This window comes from Edaphobacter acidisoli, from assembly GCF_014642855.1.
Classification (GTDB): Bacteria; Acidobacteriota; Terriglobia; order Terriglobales; family Acidobacteriaceae; genus Edaphobacter; species Edaphobacter acidisoli.
Genome location: NZ_BMJB01000002.1, coordinates 241,305 through 257,601, shown reverse-complemented (window position 1 = coordinate 257,601; position 16,297 = coordinate 241,305). Strand labels below are relative to the sequence as shown.

Below are 16,297 nucleotides of genomic sequence, written 5' to 3'. Positions count from 1 at the left end.
CATCCAATCCGGAGAGCTGTCAGGACACAAGATCAGCAAATACAGCAGTCGGGAAGGACTTGAACAGTGCCACTCTACTCTGCGACTCCTGAAACATCCGCCCTGGTTCTCGAGCCTCTTCCCGTCGCTACTGCCAGTGAGGCGGTCGCAGACGAAACTCGGGTTGGGCTGACTTCAACTCCAAAGACTCTCTCACCCTGGCTTTTCTACGACGAGGCCGGATCGCAGCTCTTCGAACAGATCACAGCACTGCCAGAGTATTACCTGACCCGCACCGAGCGGGCTATTTTCACTGCGCATGCTGATGAGATCGTCCGCGTTGCGGCTGGAGAACCTCGCCAGACGCTCACCCTGATTGAGCCAGGTGCCGGCTCGGCTGCGAAGACCAGGATCATGCTGGAGGCTGCTGTGCGGTTGCAAGGCAGCGTTGTATATCAGCCGGTCGATGTCTCGGCTACAGCACTGGAGAGCGCGAGGAAGAACATTCTGGGTCGTGTTCCTGGTGTCTCCGTGCGCTGTCAGGTCGCGGACTATACACGCGAGCCTCTGCCTGAGAACCGCTTGCCCAATACGCGTACGTTGGCGCTTTACATTGGGTCGAGCATCGGTAACTTCACTCCAAATGAAGCACTTGCTCTGCTGCAGAATCTACGGGCTCAGCTCCTTCCGGGTGACCAGTTCCTGCTCGGTGCGGACCTGGTGAAGGATGTCACTGCAATGCTTGCTGCTTACAACGATGCGGCTGGCGTGACTGCTGCTTTCAATCGCAACGTGCTGGAGCGGCTCAATCGAGAGCTGGACGCTGACTTCGATCTGTCGGCTTTCCGTCACAAGGCCATCTGGAATGCGCGGGAGTCGCGGATCGAGATGCACCTTGAGTCTTTGTGCGCGCAGCGAGTCCATGTTCCGGCGAACAGCGCGGGAGATGCGATGATTCTGACATTTGCTCGCGGCGAGACGATTCATACCGAGAACAGTTACAAATTCACGCCGGAGGCGGTGGAGTCGCTACTGAGTGATACTGGCTTCAGAGCGACGCATACGTGGAACGATGATGCAAAACTGTTTGCGGTTACGCTTGCGTCGGCTGTTTAGCTGGCACCGGCTGCACACGGGACAGTTTGATCGAGCCACGTTTTCCAGGCTTCGAGCGCACGGTCACATTGGATCCTATGGCGCTCTTTTTTGTCGCGAATCTTCTTGCGCAGCTCTTCTTCGAGCGGCAGGAGCAGGTCGAAGGTGATGTTGGCGGGCTGAAATCTTTTGCTTTCGGCGTGGGTGATGTAGTGGGTGAGACTGCCGTTGGCGCTGGCGCGTGGTGCAGGTGTGGGTCGCTCGCCTTGTGCGAGGGCTGCAGCGTAGCGTCCGGCGAGCATGCCACTTGCAATAGATTCGGTGTAGCCTTCGACGCCGCTGAGTTGCCCTGCGATGAGGATGTTCGGGTGTTGTTTGAGCTGGAGCGTATCGGTGAGCAGCGTGGGGGCGTTGATGTAGGTGTTGCGGTGGATCTGTCCGTAGCGGAGGAAGGTCGCGTTTTCGAGGCCGGGGATCAGGCGCAGGACGCGCTGCTGCTCGCCAAACTTGAGGTGGTTCTGGAAGCCGACGAGGTTGTAGCTGTCAGCGCGTAGGTTCTCCTGACGGAGCTGGACGACGGCGTAGGGCCACTTGCCGGTCTTTGGGTTGGTAAGGCCTGCGGGCTTCATGGGGCCGAAGCGGAGCGTGTCCGGGCCTCGGCGCGCGGTCTCTTCGATGGGGAGGCAGCCTTCGAAGTAAGCGGGCGTTTCTGGCTGGCGGGGAGAAGCAGGTCCTCCCGCTACGCGGAAGGATGACAACTCTTTTCCATCACTCTCCGTGGGAATTTGCTCCCACTCTTTGGCGGGGACGGTTTCGGCGGCAGTGAGGGCCTCGAGGAAGGCTTCGTACTCTTCTTTGGTGAAGGGGCAGTTGATGTAGTCGGCGGTGCCCTTGTCCCAGCGGGCGGCGAAGTAGACCTTCTCCATGTCGATGGTGGTGGCGTCGACGATGGGGCTGATGGAGTCGTAGAAGGCGAGGTGAGTGGAGTCGGTGAGACGCTGGAGTTCGGTGGCCAGTGCGGGGCTGGTGAGCGGGCCGGTGGCGAGGATGGTGATGGTTTCGGTGTCAGACTCGTCGAGATGGGTAATCTCTTCGCGGTGGACGGTGATGCGGGGCTCGGCGGCGATGCGGGCGGCGACTCTTCTGGAAAATTCCACCCGGTCTACCGCGAGGGCATGGCCAGCGGGGACGGCGGAGGCGTCGGCTTCGGCGAGGAGGATGCTGCCAGCGAGGCGCATCTCCTGCTTGAGGAGCCAGGGAGCGGTGTTTTCGGATTCGGACTTGAGGGAGTTGGAGCAGACGAGTTCGGCGAAGTCGGCGGTCTGGTGGGCTTCGGTGGAGCGAGTGGGGCGCATCTCGAAGAGATCGACCGGGCAGCCGAAGCGGGCGGCCTGGAGGGCGGCTTCGGGGCCGGCGAGGCCGCCGCCGATGACCCGGATTCGCTTGAGTTCCACCCCGCCCCCTCCCCCTACTTAAGTACCAAAGGCATAAACATACCTGACACACCAATCAGGGGTTTTTGGCCTTCCATTCGGCCCATGTTTTGAGATCTGACGCAGCCCAAGCAGGGAAATTGCTGAGGATATCGGCAAGGCCGTCGAATGCCGCATGCCCCAAAGGTATTAGTCCCATGTTTGAGCCATAACACCACTGAAGTCCCTTCATAGGGTCGTCACTCCAGACAGCGGAAATGAGACAACGCACCTTTGCTTTGTCCCTAGAACTCTTCTTGGGCCACGCAGCAACATTTACACACGCTAGCATCTGGTCTACACATGCCGCCTGTGCGCAATTTGCGGATTCCATCGCTGGGATTAGTACAGTTTCCAAACAGCCTTCTGTAATCCCGTTGACTACAGGATAGGGAAGCATGACGACTGCCACCGATGGCATATCCTTCTTCTTGGCAATTTCTAATGGGTATGCTGGCGAAGGATATCCAATATCGTTCAGCTGCTTCTTGATGAACTTGAAAGAATCGGGCTGCGATTCATCGCTATCGCTCACTATGAGAATCGCTTTGCAGGTATGGAGGAAATTTGTCTGTGCCGAGATGGCCTGAATATACTTGCCAAAATTAGCATTACTCTCGACTTCGCTCATAACATGTCCAGCGATGCCTCGCGCCGCGCAAAGTTCTTCAAGGAACTTCTTATCGCGAGTACCCTCTCCGAGCACGACTGACGGACCGATCACTAACTTAGGAATAGCGCATCTCCAACGCGACTAGCGCACTTCGATCTCGTAGTCCATCGCGGAAGCAAAGGCATTCGGAGTGATCTTTTTGATGAACTGACCACCTTCCTCATCCTTTTCTAGCCGCATAAACTGCATCTGCTTCACTAAAGACTCGTCACTCAATGAAGAAGCTACCGTTTTTAAGAATTCGTAACTGTGAGTGGTAACGATCAGCTGGACATCTGCATCAATGCACAGTTTAACTAGTGCCGACCAGATAGCTGACATATTTTTGTAATAGAATCCGCTCTCAAACTCGTCAACGATAACCGCTCCCCCAGGATTAGCAAGAATCGCAAGGGCAATGCTAATGAATTTGTTGACTCCACCCGACAAGTCCCCAAGCGGAAGCATCTGGCTTAGGTTTGTAGAAACGTGTATAGCCGTCTCCCCCCCAACCAACTCCAAACTAAGGTCCGTCACTTGAGGGAAAATACTATTAATCGCATTTACTAAATCACCAGCTTGGAATTTGCGATTCAGAGCTGAAAGTGAAGCCGTATTTTGGTGGGTACTGAAATTATTAGAATTCAGGTAGACCAGTGGTGCTACAGGGGCCACCCCTGAAACGGTAAACTTTCCTTCTTTGAACTCAAGAAGAGAATCGTAAACTTTCCCGCGCACTGTCCATTTGAACAAAATCGGAGAGATCAGAAATGCGTGTCCTTCCTCAAGGTTCAGATCAAGCGAGTATTCATCCTTTTTCTTGAAAAGGATGTCTAGTTGTCGAGTGCCAGCTGCGGAGTCGTAGGAGTTGATGACCGCGCCCTGCTTTTGATCGAAGTCATAGAACAAATCGCGGAATAGAGATTCGTACGATTCCCTCGTGCCAACCAATGTGACTTGATTGCTAAATCCTCTCCAGTTGCGCAGACGGAAATATATCTCCGGACTGGAACCGCCCAGAAGAAACAAAGCCTCAAGAAGAGAAGTCTTCCCACTACCGCTTTCGCCCACCACAACATTAAAACGCTTCAGCGTTGTGTTTATATCCTTGAAGCATCGAAAGTTCTTAATCGCAAATGATTCGATCATGAGGTATCGACCATTCTCTGTGGCGGCATCTGAAACGTCAACAGAATCTTGATTTAGGGCGATCAATAGCGTATCCTCTATTCTGTAGAGGATTGCGAATGATGCGCCCCACTCTCCCGGCAAGGATAACCGGGGCGATTCGTTAGATCCAATTCCCCGCTAACTGCGGAAGGGGCCTTCGCAGTATTATATGCCCTATGAAGACGCCCCCTGCCACGCCTGAGTTCGCTAATTTCACGGCCGCCGTGCGCGATGTTCTCAAGGTGTCTAAGGATGAAATGAGAACGAGAATCGAAGCCCACAAAGAAAGCGGAAAGCGGCTCTCTAAGGGCGCTTCCCTCGATTCTGCCGCATCCGCAAAGCTCCGTTCCGCAGTCTCAAAACACTCTTAGGATTGCGTGGCTGGCACCTTGCCGGTCAGTTCTGCATAAGTCAGTCTCTTCCCTGAAATCTGCGATACCGCCAGCATGAAACGATCACCGTCGTTTAGCGGGTTCTCGCGTGTGCCGCGATTGTTGAAGCGGAACATCTGCTCATCCAAATAGGCGTCAAGATGGAACGGCTCTACAGCAACGTAGGTTCCGTTCAATCCACGCTTGAGCAAGCTCCAGAAGTTCTCGATTCCCTGAGTATGGACGTTGCCGCGCACATACTCTTCCATATGGTTTACGGTCTCATGGATGTACTTCTCAGCCTTGAGGCCGTCGTATCCGGGCCATCCATCGGTATAGACGGTAGAGCCGAACCCGACGCGCTCCAGAATCTTCTTTTGCAGAGTCTCGCGCTTCACGCTAGAAATGACCTCTGCGCGGACTTGGCGCGATTCACGGTCGAGCATCCCAACCACGATGGCCTTCTCTGCATAGCCATGAAGCGCAGTCTTCATCTTGAGCCGCTTGTCAGCGTGCATGTTCTTTGGCTTGCCACCGATGAAAGTCTCATCCACTTCTACAGGGCCACCGCTGCCGCCCAGCTTCTCCCATGAGCCGTTTTTGAGAGCGAGACGGATACGATGCAGCATGAACCAAGCCGACTTCTGTGTGACCTTCAGATCACGTGCAATCTCGTAGCTGCTGATGCCGTTCTTGCAGTTCACTACCAGCCAGATCGCCATGAGCCACTTGTCGAGCTTGATTGGAGACTCTTCAAAGATGGTTCCGGTCTTCACAGAGAACTGCTTGCGGCAAGCGCGGCACTTCCAGATGCGACGGGTCTTGAGAAAGCCGACATTCTTGCTCTCGCAGTGAGGGCAAACAGTACCATCGAGCCACCGCAAAGAAGCGATAAACTCAATGCAGACATCAACATCCGAAAAGTACCGGATGACTTCAATCAGGCTGTTCGGGATGTCTTGGATTGCCATTAACTAATACTAAACAAATAGTCATGGTGTGTCAAGTATATTTATGCCGTACCAAAGTATTCAAAAATAACGACTTGTTGCGCGATATGGACAATAGTTTCATGAAAAGTCCTGTTTTGCAGGGATTAAAGCTGCAAAGCCTTCCATTCACAAGACTTAATCTTGCGGTTCTGCGGTGATCTGTGGTCTTGCCCCCTAGTTTTATTATATCGGGGGTGTCAAGAGTTTGATTGGGCCGCAAGGACGGGGATGGCTTCGCCGGTGACGCGCATGGTGCGCCAGTCCATCAGCATCTTTGCGCCTAGCTGCTCGTAGAAGCCGATGGCGGGGGTATTCCATTCGAGGACGTCCCATTGCAGGCGTGTGCAGCCTTCGGCGTGGGCGATGGCAGCTACGCGGGTGAGCAGTGCTTTGCCGATGCCTTTGCCGCGATGCTCGGGCAGGACAAAGAGGTCTTCGATGTGGATGCCGGGGTGGCCTCGCCAAGTGGAGTAGTTGTGAAAGTACAAGGCAAAGCCGACCGGGATCGTGTGGCAGGCTTGCTGGAGTTCGGCGATGAGGCAGTAGAACTGCGGGGTCTCTCCGAAGCCGTCGCGGAGAAGGTCGGCTTCGGTGGCGTGGACCGCGTCGGGCTCGCGCTCATAGGTGGCCAGGGCGCGAATGAAGGCGAGGATCTGGGGGACGTCGGCGGGGACTGCGGTTCTAATGGTGAGCATTTTGGTTGGTTGGTGGCTGGTTTTAGATTATCTCGACAGATTATGCGTTGCTAAATAACCAATTGAACGGTTCGCATGTATTCATTCCCACCCATGCGCGATGAGGCCGCGCATGAATGGGGCACCCGAGCGTTTGTGTCAGGGTAAGCAAACAGCAGTTTCCTCCGCTACGCTGCGGAATGGAAATGCAAAAAACAACAACGACAGCGACAATAGCAACGACAACCAGCAACTGTTTTAATGCGGTTGGGTGGCGAGCCATTTGTTGAGGGGGATGGTGTAGGAGAAGAGCTCTTTTTTGCGGTCCATGGTCCAGATCTCTTTGACGTAGATGGAGGCGTCTTTGAGGGGTGGGGCGTCGAGGCCGCGGACGTCGTAGAAGAGATAGCCGGCGAGGGTCGAGTGGGCGTTGACGACGGTGCCGGAGAAGCCGAAGTCGTCGTCGTCCTGGGTGATCTTCTTGTCCACCTGCTGGCGGTGGATGTGGATGGGCGGCAAGGGCGCGGGCAGCGGGACCGGTGTGCCGCGGACGCCGCCGGTGGTGAAGAGACGGCGGTTGAGGTCGTCGTCGGTTGCAGCAGGGACGACGGTGTTGTCGGAGGTGATGAGCTGGATGCGGACGTCGTCGAGGGTGAGGGCGGTGTCGCCGTCGTTGGTGAAGACGATGCGGATGGGGATGAAGCCGTGCTCGATGTAGGGAAGGCGGAAGAAGTCGCAGTCTTTGGGGTCGGTGCAGGGCTCGGCGGCGATGGTGAGCTTTTCGTTGGGGTGCTGGTCGAAGGCGGCATACTGGTTAGCAGGCTTGACGGGCGGGGCCTTCTTTTCGCGGGCGTGGGCAGCGGTGGCACTGAGCGCGAGAGCTGCGGCGAGGAGCGGGATGGTGCGGAGTGAGTGGGATTTCTGGGACTTCATGGTCAGGTTGATTATCATCTTGGCTGACGGTTGAGGCAAAGCGGAGGTTAGCTGAGGGTGATGCTGTGGGTCTATAGCGCGCTGCTGGCGGCGGTGCTGGTGGTGGGCGCTCCGTACTGGCTGGTGCGGATGATGACGAGTGGGCGGTATCGCGCGGGGCTGGCTGGACGGCTGGGGCGCGTGCCTGCTGGTTTGCGCGAGGCTGTGGCCGGGAAGCGGGTGGTGTGGGTCCACGCGGTGTCGGTGGGTGAGGTGATGGCGGCGACGGCGCTGGTGCGGGAGCTGCGTGCGGCTCTGCCTGGGTGGGTGGTGGCGGTTTCGACGACAACGGCGACCGGGCAGCGGCTGGCGAAGGAGCGGTTTGCTGGGGTGCCTGTTTTTTATCTGCCGCTGGATTTTAAATTTGCCGTGCGACGGTATCTTGCGGTGCTGCGGCCTCGGATGATTGTGCTGATGGAGAGCGAGCTTTGGCCTCGGCTGATGATGGAGTGCGAGCGCGACGGTGTAGCGCTGGCAGTGGTGAATGCGCGGGTGTCAGATAGGTCGCTGCCGCGGTATCTGCGGCTGAAGAGGCTGTGGAGGCCGCTGCTGGAGCGGGTTTCGGTGTTTCTGGCGCAGAGTGAGGAGAATGCTGCGCGGCTACGGAGGATTGGCGCGCCTGCCGATAGAGTGCATGTCTCGGGGAATTTGAAGTACGACATTCGCGTGGGTGCGGAGAGCGAGTTGACGCGGATGTTGCGTGATCGGCTGGCGGCGGATGCGAGGGTGGTGGTTTGCGGGAGCACGCTGGAGGGTGAGGAGCGGATGCTGCTGGAGGCCTGGCCGCGCGTGGTTGCGGCCGAACCGAGCGCGGTGATGGTGTTGGCTCCGCGGCATCCGGAGCGGTTTGCGGCGGTGGCTTCGATGGTTGAGGCGAGTGGGTTTGGTTGTGTGCGCGCGAGTGCGTTTCGTGTGGCTCCGGTGGGGATTGCGCCGGGCAGTGTTTTTTTGCTCGATACGATTGGGGACCTGGCTTCGGTTTATTCGCTGGGGGCGGTTGCGTTTGTGGGCGGGAGCCTGGTGGCGAAGGGTGGGCACAATCCGCTGGAGGCGGCTCGGTTTGGCGTGCCGGTGGTGATGGGCGGGTCGTATGAAAACTTCCGCGAGATTGTGGATGCAATGCGGGTGCGGGATGCGATTCGCGTGGTGGATAACAAGGTGATTGGCGATGCGCTTGTTGCTATGCTCGATAGGAGCGGCGAGGCGCTGGCGATGGGCGAGCGCGGGCGAGAGGTGTTCGACGCGCAGGCTGGCGCGACGGCGCGGACCACGGGGGCCCTGATGAATTTGCTGAGCACGAACGGAGCAGGTGGGCGATGAGTGTGCGGAGGCCATGGCTGTTGCCGCTGGCGCCGGTGTACAGGCTTGTGCTGGCAATCAAGGCGCAGATGTTTCGGTGGGGATGGCTGAACCAGGAGCGGCTGGAGAGCCCGGTCATCAGCGTAGGGAGCGTGTCGGCCGGCGGCGCGGGCAAGACGCCGGTGGTGCTGATGCTGACAACGATGCTGCGGCAGCGCGGTTATGCGGTGAGGATTCTGTCGCGGGGGTATGGGCGGAGTTCGGCCACGGTGGAACGTGTGGAGCCGTTTGATGACGCGGGCTGGCATGGCGATGAACCGGTGTTGCTGGCGCAGCGGTCGGGTGTGCCGGTGTTTGTGGGTGCGGAGCGGTACAAGGCTGGACTGCTGGCAGAGCGGAGTGAGCCGACTGAGAAGACGATGGTGCATCTGCTGGATGATGGGTTTCAGCATCGGCAACTGGCTCGGGATGTCGATATTGTTCTGCTGACGCAGGAGGATGTGGAGGACAGGCTGCTTCCGGCGGGGAACCTGCGCGAGCCTTTGGAGACAGTGGCAAAGGCAGACGTACTGGTGCTGCGCGAGGAAGAGGTGGATGCGCTCGGCGGGTTTGTCGATGAGCTGACGCGCGATAAGAGCGGGCCGGCGGTGTGGGTGATTCGGCGGACGCTGAGTTTGGGCGAGGGCGGCGAGGTGGCTCTGCCGACGATGCCGCTTGCGTTCTGCGGGATTGCGAGGCCGGAGAGCTTCAGCAGGATGCTGAAGGGTCAGGGCTATGAGCCGGTGGAGATGGTGGTGTTTCGCGATCACCATCGTTATGACGAGAAAGACGTGCAGCGGCTGATCGAGCGGGCGCGGGCTTCGGGAGCGAATGGGTTCTGCACCACCGAAAAGGATGCGGTGAAGCTGACGGAGGAGATGCGCGAGCGGCTGGAGCAGGTGGGGCCGATTGTGGTGGCTCGGCTGAATGTCGAGCTGCTGGATGAGAAGGACGCGTTGATTCAGTTGGTGGCAATGGTGGGTGGGCTGGACCGGCGTCGGCGTTAATATTGCCATGAGAAAATGGCAGCTTGACGACGAATTTCAAAATTGCCGGTGATGAACATGCACCGCGTGTGCTGATTGTGCGCATGGGCGCGATGGGTGACGTGCTTCATGCGATGCCGGCTGTGGCGGCTTTGCGGGAGCGGCATCCGGAGTGGTTTGTCGGGTGGGTGATTGAGCCGCGATGGGAGCCGCTTTTGCGCGTGGCTGGGGCGACGGTGCGCGGGCCCGAGATGCCTCTGGTGAACCAGACGTTTCTGGCGGCGGCGCGGGAGTGGAAGAAGCATCCGCTGGGACGGGCTACGCTTGCGGATATCTCGGCGCTGCGAGTGGCGATGCGTGCGGCTGAGTTTGATCTTTGCGTGGACATGCAGGGGTTGATTCGCACGGCGGTAATCGGGCGGATGGCCGGGGCAAGGCGGTTTGTGGGACGGGCGAGGCCGCGTGAGGGTCCGGCGCGGTGGCTCTACAAGGAGCGGGTGCGGGCGCGGGCTCCGCATGTGATTGAGCAGGGGTGCGAGCTGCTGGGTGCTGCTGTTGGGGAGACTTTGTCTCCTGCGCGCGTGATTTTGCCTGTCGATGAAGCGGCGGAGGCTTCACTGGCGCGGAAACTACCGATGGATCGGCCGATTGTGCTGCTTGCGCCTACGGCTGGGTGGGGCGCGAAGGAGTGGCCCGCGGAGCGGTATGGCGCGGTTGCAGCAGCTCTGGGGCATGCGGGGTTTCGGGTTGTGGTGAATGCTTCTTCGGCGGAAGAGCCGACGGCGAAGGCGGTGGTTGCGGCGAGTGATGGGTTTGCCATCGCTTTGCCGGGGACGATGGCGGAGTTGATTGCGCTGGTGCGGCGGGCAGAGATGGTGATTGCAGGCGATACAGGGCCTCTGCACCTGGCGGCTGCGCTGGGCAAGCCGGTGGTGGCTCTGTTTGGGCCGACCGATCCGGAGCGAACTGGGCCTTATGGGACGCGGTCGCGCGTGTTGCGCCATGCGGAGAGCGAGACGGACCATTCGCGCCATAAGACGCCGGAGCGTGGGCTGATGCTGATTACGGTCGACGAGGTAGTGAGCGCGGCGTTTGAGCTTTTGCAGTCGGTGAAAGCTGAGGACAGGGTAAGGTAGTGGAGTGAGCGAACGGACCAGATGGCAGAAGATCGCGCGGCGCATTCGTGTGCCGCTGGGATTTGTATTTGCTGCGGTGTTTTTGTGGCTGGCACGGCCTACGTGGCAGACGATGGCGGAAAGTCTGGTACTGGTGGTTCCGGGTGTGTGGCTGCGCGCGTATGCTTCGGGCTATGTGAAGAAGAATGCCGAGTTGACGCGGACCGGGCCTTACGCGCATACGCGCAATCCGCTGTATCTGGGGTCCATGATGATTGCGTTCGGATTTGCGATAGCGGCGTGGAGCTGGATTATCCTCGTTGCGTTGGCGATTTTGTTTGCGGCGATCTATCTGCCGACGATCCGGTCGGAAGAAGCCTACCTGCGGGAACACTTTGCGGGCTTTGATGCGTATGCTGGACAAGTGCCGAGGCTGCTGCCGCGGCTGACGGCGGCGAAGACCGCCGAGGCTGCGGGGAGTTTTTCGCGGGAGCTTTATATGAAGCACCGCGAGTACAATGCAGGTATAGGTGCCATCGCCCTTTATGCGGCGCTGGCGGCGCGCCTGCTGTTTTTGAAACGGTAGTGTCACCCAACTCCAACTTTGCGAGCTGCCCTCTGTTTACGCATAAAACGGCCCTGTTCTCGATTGCGATGCTGCTGATGACGGCGCTGCCGGTGCCCGCGCAACAGCCCTCACAGGCACCACAGCAGACACAGACAAGCCAGATTCCAGCACTCCAGCCTCCGCCGCCTGACTTTGTTTATCCGGAGCGGCAGACACTGATCTATTCCGTCGACTGGCGCGTGTTTACCGCAGGCACGGCGGTGTTTCACCTGGAGCGGCAGGGCGATGTGCAGAAGATAACGGCCTCGGGCGATTCTGTGGGCGCAGTGACGATGCTGTTCCCGGTGGTCGACACGTTTCAGGCGGGGTTCAACACGAAGACGGGCTGCTCGACGGGCTTCAGCAAGCAATTGCTGGAGGGACGGCGCAAGGTGTCGAGCGTGCTGACGTTTGATTATGCGGCCGGCAAGCAGCACCAGATCGAAAAAAACCTGGTGAAAGGGACCGAAAAAGAGCAAACGGCTTCGATTCCTCCGTGCGTGACGGACTCGCTCTCGGCGATCTTCTATGCTGCGTCGCAGCCGATGGTGGTGGGGCAGAGCTTCAAGCTGCCGCTGGCCGATTCGATGCGCACCGTGACAGTGACGATGAAGGTAGAGGCAAAGGAAGAGATCAAGACGCCTGCGGGGACGTTTCAGACGATTCGCGTACAGCCCACCGCAGATGAGGGCGTGGTGAAGAACCGCGGCAACATCTGGATCTGGTATACGGACGATGCGCGACATATGCCAGTGCAGATGCGGGCGCGGCTGTTCTGGGGGACAATCACAGCGCATTTGCAATCGTATGACGCGAAGTGATGAGATAGCCGGAGATAGGGGCAGCGATGACGGATTTGCCGGATGATCCAGAAGAGTTCGTGACGGTGCGGGAGTTTCTTGAGCCGGGTGAGGCAATGCTGGCCAGGGGCGCTCTGGAATCGGCTGGGGTGGAGTGTCTTCTGATCAACGAGAACGCGAGCCGCATCTACAGTGGCGCGCTTGCGACGCAGCTGCAGGTGCACAGGCAGGACCTGGCGGATGCACTGGCGATTCTGGATTCGCCTGAAGCGGACGAGAGGGTGGATGTCGATGAGTGAGCGCGCGCGAGCTGTGGTGTGCCTTTCAGGTGGGATGGACTCGTGCGTATGTGCGGCGCTGGCGGCAAGGGACTACGAGGTCTATGCCGTTCACTTTGGTTATGGACAGCGGACGGAGGCGCGGGAGCTGCGTTCGGCCGAGGCCGTGGCCACGCTGGTGGGCGTGAAGGAGTTTATGCACCTGAAGATGGACCTGTTTCGCAGAATTGGCGGGTCGGCGCTGACCGATCCGGGGATTGCCGTGCCGCAGGCTCCGGCGGAGGAGGCGCAGATTGGGACAGAGATTCCGGTGACGTATGTGCCGTTTCGCAATGCGCATTTTCTGTCGGCGGCGGTGAGCTGGGCCGAGGTTCTGGGGGCGAAGAAGGTGTTGATTGGCGCGGTGGAGCAGGACAGCTCGGGGTATCCGGACTGCCGTCCGGCGTATTATGACGCCTTCAACAAATTGATTGAAGCGGGCACGAAAGAGGGCGATATTCGCGTGGTGACACCGCTGATTGCCATGCGAAAGAGCGAGATTGTGCGTCTGGGAGTTGAATTGGGCGCTCCGTTCCATGTAAGTTGGTCTTGCTATTCCGGCGAGGAGAAGGCATGCGGGGTGTGCGAGAGCTGCGTTTTGCGGCTCCGGGCGTTCCGCGAGGCCGGAGCGGCGGACCCGATACCCTACGCCGCCGCGTAACTGAGTTTTTTGCATCCAAGAATTTGGCTGCGGAAGTTGATGTTGGAAGTTCAGAGATAACACCCCGGGGTCCGACGGGGCAGGAGAAGAGAGCGTATGAGACAGATTGGATGGAAGATGGGCGGAACGCTTGCAGCGTGTCTGCTGATGACCTACGTGATGGCGCATCCGGCAAGCGCGGTGGCGCAGACAGGAACGGCGAGCATTCATGGCCACGTGAGTAACCCGCTCGGCCAGCCGCTCACTTCGGGCGATATCAAGCTGACGACCGACCGGACTTCGCCGGCGAACGACCGCAAGTTCCCCTACGACTTCACGATTGATGCGAACGGCGACTATAAGGGGACAGGGATTGCTCCAGGCAACTATGTCGCGGTCGTGTTTCAGGGCACGAAGAGCGTCGACTTCAATGACAATGTGACCCTGGCGGCAGGCGATGACAAGCAGGTGGACTTCGACATGTCGCGCAAGGAGTACATCGACAAGATGACTCCCGACGAGCGTAAGCAGTTGGAAGAGTATAAGAAGAAGAACGAGTCGGCGATGGCTGCCAACGTGCAGATCAAAAACCTGAATGCAGAGTTGACCCAGGCGCGCGCAGACACGAAGGCCGGTAACTATGACGAAGCCATCAAATTGATGACGAGCGCCACAACAGCCAAGCCGGATGAGCCGATTCTGTGGCTGGCGCTGGGCGATGCGCAGCTAGGCAGCGCCGATGCAGCAGCGAAAGCCGCGCGCGCAGCCGGGACTTCGCCTACTGACGCAGCGATTGTGCAGAAGTATAACGATGCAGCGACTTCGTACAAGAAGGGTGTAGATCTGAACGCGGCGTCGAAGAAGCCCAATCCGGAGACGACTGCGGTTGCGTACAACCAGCTTGGCCAGGCGTACGGCAAGCAGGGCGACGCGAAGGACGCGTCCGATGCGTACGAAGCGGCGGCCAAGGCTCTGCCCGCCAACGCGGGAATGTACTACTACAACGAAGCCGCAACGTTGTACAACGCAGGCAAGCTGGATGAAGCGGCCGCGGCTGCCGACAAGGCGATCGCCGTTGATCCGAACCGTCCAGACACCTACTTCATCAAGGGACAAGCACTGATTCCAAAGGCGACAGTGGACCCGAAGACGCAGAAGATAGTCGCTCCTCCGGGATGCGTCGAGGCTTATCAGAAGTATCTGGAGCTGGCTCCGGATGGGCCCCACGCGGCTGACGTGAAGGGCATTCTGCAGGGCATCGGCGCGACGGTTGAGTCGAGCTACAGAGCAGGCAAGAAGAAGAAGTAATGCGACAACGGTTGAAATGGCCCCGGGCGATGCTCGGGGCCATTTTGCTTTCGGCGTGAGGAGCGCGAGATGAAATTGGAGACGTCCGAGTACGTTGCGGGCTTTGATGAGGCGCTGGAGATGGTGCTGCATTGGGCTGTGCCGATTGAGAAAACCGGAGTCGAGCGGCTGGCCCTGCTGGATTGCGTGGACCGGGTGCTGGCTGAAGACGTTGCGGCAGACCGGGACCAGCCTCCGTTTGCGCGGTCGGCTCGGGACGGGTTTGCAGTGCGGGCTGCGGATGCAGTTGCCGGCGCTGAGCTGGTGGTTGCGGGGTTGGTGAGGGCGGGCGAGCAGTGGGGTGGGCCTGCGCTCGTGCGCGGCTCGGCGATTGAGATTATGACTGGCGCTCCGATTCCGGATGGGGCTGATGCTGTGGTGATGGTGGAGCATGTGGAGCAGGCGGCTGGCAGGGTCCGGATGGTGGCAGGGCGCTCGTTGCGGAGCGGCGAGAATGTTGTTCCGCGTGGGTGCGAGGCGCGGGCGGGCGACGTGGTGCTTCGGGCTGGTTCGGTGATGAAGGGCGCGGAGATTGCTTTGGCGGCTGCTTGCGGGCGGGCTTCGCTTGACGTGTTTCGCAGGCCGCGAGTGGCGATTGTCGCTACGGGTGATGAGTTAGTGGGGATTGACGCTGTGCCGGAGCCGCAGCAGATTCGCAATTCGAACAGCTATGGGCTGGCGGCCTTGGCGGATGAGGCCGGTGGTGAGGCGGTGCGGTTCCCTGTTGCTCGCGATGAACGCGCGGCTCTTAATGCAACGGTTCGTGCGGCGCGTGGGTGCGAGTTGCTGTTGCTTTCGGGTGGGGTTTCGATGGGCAAGTATGACCTGGTGGAAGAGGTACTGCGCTCGCTGGGAGCAGAGTTCTTCTTTACCGGAGTGAAGATGCAGCCGGGTAAGCCGGTGGTCTTCGGGCGACTGCCTGCCCGGGATGGTTTGCGTGAGCAATTCTTCTTTGGGCTGCCTGGGAATCCGGTTTCGACGCAGGTGACGTTTTGTTGCTTCGTTGCGCCGCTGCTGCGGGCGATCAGCGGCTCAGGTGAGGTTTCTCCGCGGTTTGTTCAGGCGACTCTGGCGGAGGATGTCGAGGCGAAGCCGGGGCTGATGCGGGTGTTGCCTGCTCGACTGACTTCGGACCGTACGAAGGCTGAAGTGCGGTTGGTGCCGTGGCAGGGATCGGGTGATATGGCTGCTCATGCTCGCTCGAATTGCTACGCTGTGTTGCCTCCTGATCAGAAGTGCTCGCGCGGCGACGTGATTTCCTTGCTGTTGCGGTAGGCTTGAGGGATGGCGAAACTGTCGCATTACGACGAAGCAGGCCAGGCCCACATGGTGGATGTGAGCGCGAAGGCGGAGACTCGGCGCGAGGCTGTGGCACGGGCCTTTGTTGAGCTTTCGGACGCAGTGCTTGCGGCGTTGCCGCAGAATCCGAAGGGGAATCCGCTGGAGGTGGCGCGGTTCGCGGGTATTCAGGCGGCGAAGAAGACGGCTGAGTTGATTCCGATGTGTCATCCGCTGGCGCTGAGCTTTGTGGATGTGGCGGCGCGAGTGGTGGAGGGTGGCGTCGAGATTGAGGCTACTGCGGCGACCGTTGCCGGGACAGGTGTCGAGATGGAGGCGATGGTGGCGGCTTCAGTCGCGGCGCTGACCGTTTATGACATGACGAAGGCGCTGGATAAGGGGATTCGCATCCGCGAGGTGGTGCTGGTGCGCAAGAGCGGCGGCAAGAGCGGCGAGTATTTGCGGAAATAGTTATCAGGAATGTGCTAGACT

Annotated in this window: 17 protein-coding genes; 11 read left to right on the top strand and 6 right to left on the bottom strand. The window is 59.2% G+C overall.

What is annotated here, in order from left to right; genetic code table 11:
* Positions 1-66: 66 nt before the first annotated feature.
* Complete coding sequence (egtD, locus tag IEX36_RS14155) at positions 67-1,095, top strand: L-histidine N(alpha)-methyltransferase (RefSeq protein ID WP_229669027.1); 1,029 nt, start codon at positions 67-69, stop codon at positions 1,093-1,095.
* Here the strand turns inward: egtD and trmFO are convergent.
* The 6 genes from trmFO to IEX36_RS14125 all read right to left on the bottom strand — a co-directional run bounded on the left by trmFO (position 1,092) and on the right by IEX36_RS14125 (position 7,338).
* Positions 1,092-2,528, bottom strand: coding sequence for a methylenetetrahydrofolate--tRNA-(uracil(54)-C(5))-methyltransferase (FADH(2)-oxidizing) TrmFO (trmFO, locus tag IEX36_RS14150; RefSeq protein WP_188760205.1), 1,437 nt, complete (start codon positions 2,526-2,528; stop codon positions 1,092-1,094). The two genes, egtD and trmFO, sit on opposite strands and share 4 nt — an antisense overlap.
* Before the next feature lie 55 nt (positions 2,529-2,583).
* Positions 2,584-3,252, bottom strand: coding sequence for a DUF3226 domain-containing protein (locus IEX36_RS14145; RefSeq protein WP_308422323.1), 669 nt, complete (start codon positions 3,250-3,252; stop codon positions 2,584-2,586).
* A 48-nt stretch (positions 3,253-3,300) separates the two neighbouring features.
* Positions 3,301-4,413, bottom strand: a complete 1,113-nt coding sequence (locus IEX36_RS14140) for an AAA family ATPase (protein ID WP_188760203.1) — start codon at positions 4,411-4,413, stop codon at positions 3,301-3,303.
* Between the two features lie 322 nt (positions 4,414-4,735).
* Positions 4,736-5,710: an IS1595 family transposase gene (locus IEX36_RS14135; protein ID WP_188760202.1), complete on the bottom strand. Its 975-nt coding sequence runs from the start codon at positions 5,708-5,710 to the stop codon at positions 4,736-4,738.
* 218 nt (positions 5,711-5,928) lie between these two features.
* Positions 5,929-6,426, bottom strand: a complete 498-nt coding sequence (locus IEX36_RS14130; protein WP_188760201.1) for a GNAT family N-acetyltransferase — start codon at positions 6,424-6,426, stop codon at positions 5,929-5,931.
* A gap of 237 nt (positions 6,427-6,663) precedes the next feature.
* Positions 6,664-7,338 (bottom strand): hypothetical protein, encoded by a 675-nt coding sequence (locus IEX36_RS14125; protein WP_229669026.1) that lies wholly within the window; start codon positions 7,336-7,338, stop codon positions 6,664-6,666.
* A gap of 60 nt (positions 7,339-7,398) precedes the next feature.
* On the opposite strand from IEX36_RS14125, the gene IEX36_RS14120 reads away from it, so the two are divergent.
* From IEX36_RS14120 to moaC, 10 genes are all read left to right on the top strand, one after another.
* On the top strand, positions 7,399-8,697 hold the full coding sequence (locus tag IEX36_RS14120) for a 3-deoxy-D-manno-octulosonic acid transferase (protein WP_188760355.1): 1,299 nt from the start codon (positions 7,399-7,401) through the stop codon (positions 8,695-8,697).
* Positions 8,694-9,722 (top strand): tetraacyldisaccharide 4'-kinase, encoded by a 1,029-nt coding sequence (gene lpxK / locus IEX36_RS14115; protein WP_188760199.1) that lies wholly within the window; start codon positions 8,694-8,696, stop codon positions 9,720-9,722. Before IEX36_RS14120 ends, lpxK begins: the two co-directional genes overlap by 4 nt.
* Positions 9,723-9,745: 23 nt before the next feature.
* Positions 9,746-10,837, top strand: a complete 1,092-nt coding sequence (gene waaC / locus IEX36_RS14110; RefSeq protein WP_229669025.1) for a lipopolysaccharide heptosyltransferase I — start codon at positions 9,746-9,748, stop codon at positions 10,835-10,837.
* 4 nt (positions 10,838-10,841) lie between these two features.
* Positions 10,842-11,402 carry a methyltransferase family protein gene (locus tag IEX36_RS14105; RefSeq protein ID WP_188760198.1) on the top strand — a complete coding sequence of 187 codons (561 nt, stop codon included), beginning with the start codon at positions 10,842-10,844 and terminating at the stop codon, positions 11,400-11,402.
* Positions 11,402-12,244, top strand: coding sequence for a DUF3108 domain-containing protein (locus IEX36_RS14100; protein WP_229669024.1), 843 nt, complete (start codon positions 11,402-11,404; stop codon positions 12,242-12,244). The genes IEX36_RS14105 and IEX36_RS14100 overlap by 1 nt, the downstream gene beginning before the upstream one ends.
* A gap of 26 nt (positions 12,245-12,270) precedes the next feature.
* On the top strand, positions 12,271-12,522 hold the full coding sequence (locus IEX36_RS14095; protein ID WP_188760197.1) for a putative signal transducing protein: 252 nt from the start codon (positions 12,271-12,273) through the stop codon (positions 12,520-12,522).
* Positions 12,509-13,201 carry a 7-cyano-7-deazaguanine synthase QueC gene (gene queC, locus IEX36_RS14090; RefSeq protein WP_188760196.1) on the top strand — a complete coding sequence of 231 codons (693 nt, stop codon included), beginning with the start codon at positions 12,509-12,511 and terminating at the stop codon, positions 13,199-13,201. Before IEX36_RS14095 ends, queC begins: the two co-directional genes overlap by 14 nt.
* Positions 13,202-13,297: 96 nt before the next feature.
* The gene (locus tag IEX36_RS14085) at positions 13,298-14,488 is read left to right on the top strand and encodes a tetratricopeptide repeat protein (RefSeq protein ID WP_188760195.1); all 1,191 of its coding nucleotides are present in this window, start codon (positions 13,298-13,300) and stop codon (positions 14,486-14,488) included.
* Positions 14,489-14,557: 69 nt separating this feature from the next.
* Positions 14,558-15,802 (top strand): molybdopterin molybdotransferase MoeA, encoded by a 1,245-nt coding sequence (locus IEX36_RS14080; RefSeq protein ID WP_188760194.1) that lies wholly within the window; start codon positions 14,558-14,560, stop codon positions 15,800-15,802.
* 9 nt (positions 15,803-15,811) lie between these two features.
* On the top strand, positions 15,812-16,276 hold the full coding sequence (gene moaC / locus IEX36_RS14075; protein WP_188760193.1) for a cyclic pyranopterin monophosphate synthase MoaC: 465 nt from the start codon (positions 15,812-15,814) through the stop codon (positions 16,274-16,276).
* Positions 16,277-16,297 lie beyond the last annotated feature (21 nt).

What these genes read in the sequence shown, in the direction of transcription:
- IEX36_RS14135 (WP_188760202.1), bottom strand. Translation starts at nt 5,710, where the DNA reads ATGGCAATCCAAGACATCCCGAACAGCCTGATTGAAGTCATCCGGTAC.
- IEX36_RS14130 (WP_188760201.1), bottom strand. Translation starts at nt 6,426, where the DNA reads ATGCTCACCATTAGAACCGCAGTCCCCGCCGACGTCCCCCAGATCCTC.
- IEX36_RS14125 (WP_229669026.1), bottom strand. Translation starts at nt 7,338, where the DNA reads ATGAAGTCCCAGAAATCCCACTCACTCCGCACCATCCCGCTCCTCGCC.
- IEX36_RS14120 (WP_188760355.1), top strand. Translation starts at nt 7,399, where the DNA reads ATGCTGTGGGTCTATAGCGCGCTGCTGGCGGCGGTGCTGGTGGTGGGC.
- lpxK (WP_188760199.1), top strand. Translation starts at nt 8,694, where the DNA reads ATGAGTGTGCGGAGGCCATGGCTGTTGCCGCTGGCGCCGGTGTACAGG.
- IEX36_RS14095 (WP_188760197.1), top strand. Translation starts at nt 12,271, where the DNA reads ATGACGGATTTGCCGGATGATCCAGAAGAGTTCGTGACGGTGCGGGAG.
- queC (WP_188760196.1), top strand. Translation starts at nt 12,509, where the DNA reads ATGTCGATGAGTGAGCGCGCGCGAGCTGTGGTGTGCCTTTCAGGTGGG.
- IEX36_RS14085 (WP_188760195.1), top strand. Translation starts at nt 13,298, where the DNA reads ATGAGACAGATTGGATGGAAGATGGGCGGAACGCTTGCAGCGTGTCTG.
- IEX36_RS14080 (WP_188760194.1), top strand. Translation starts at nt 14,558, where the DNA reads ATGAAATTGGAGACGTCCGAGTACGTTGCGGGCTTTGATGAGGCGCTG.
- moaC (WP_188760193.1), top strand. Translation starts at nt 15,812, where the DNA reads ATGGCGAAACTGTCGCATTACGACGAAGCAGGCCAGGCCCACATGGTG.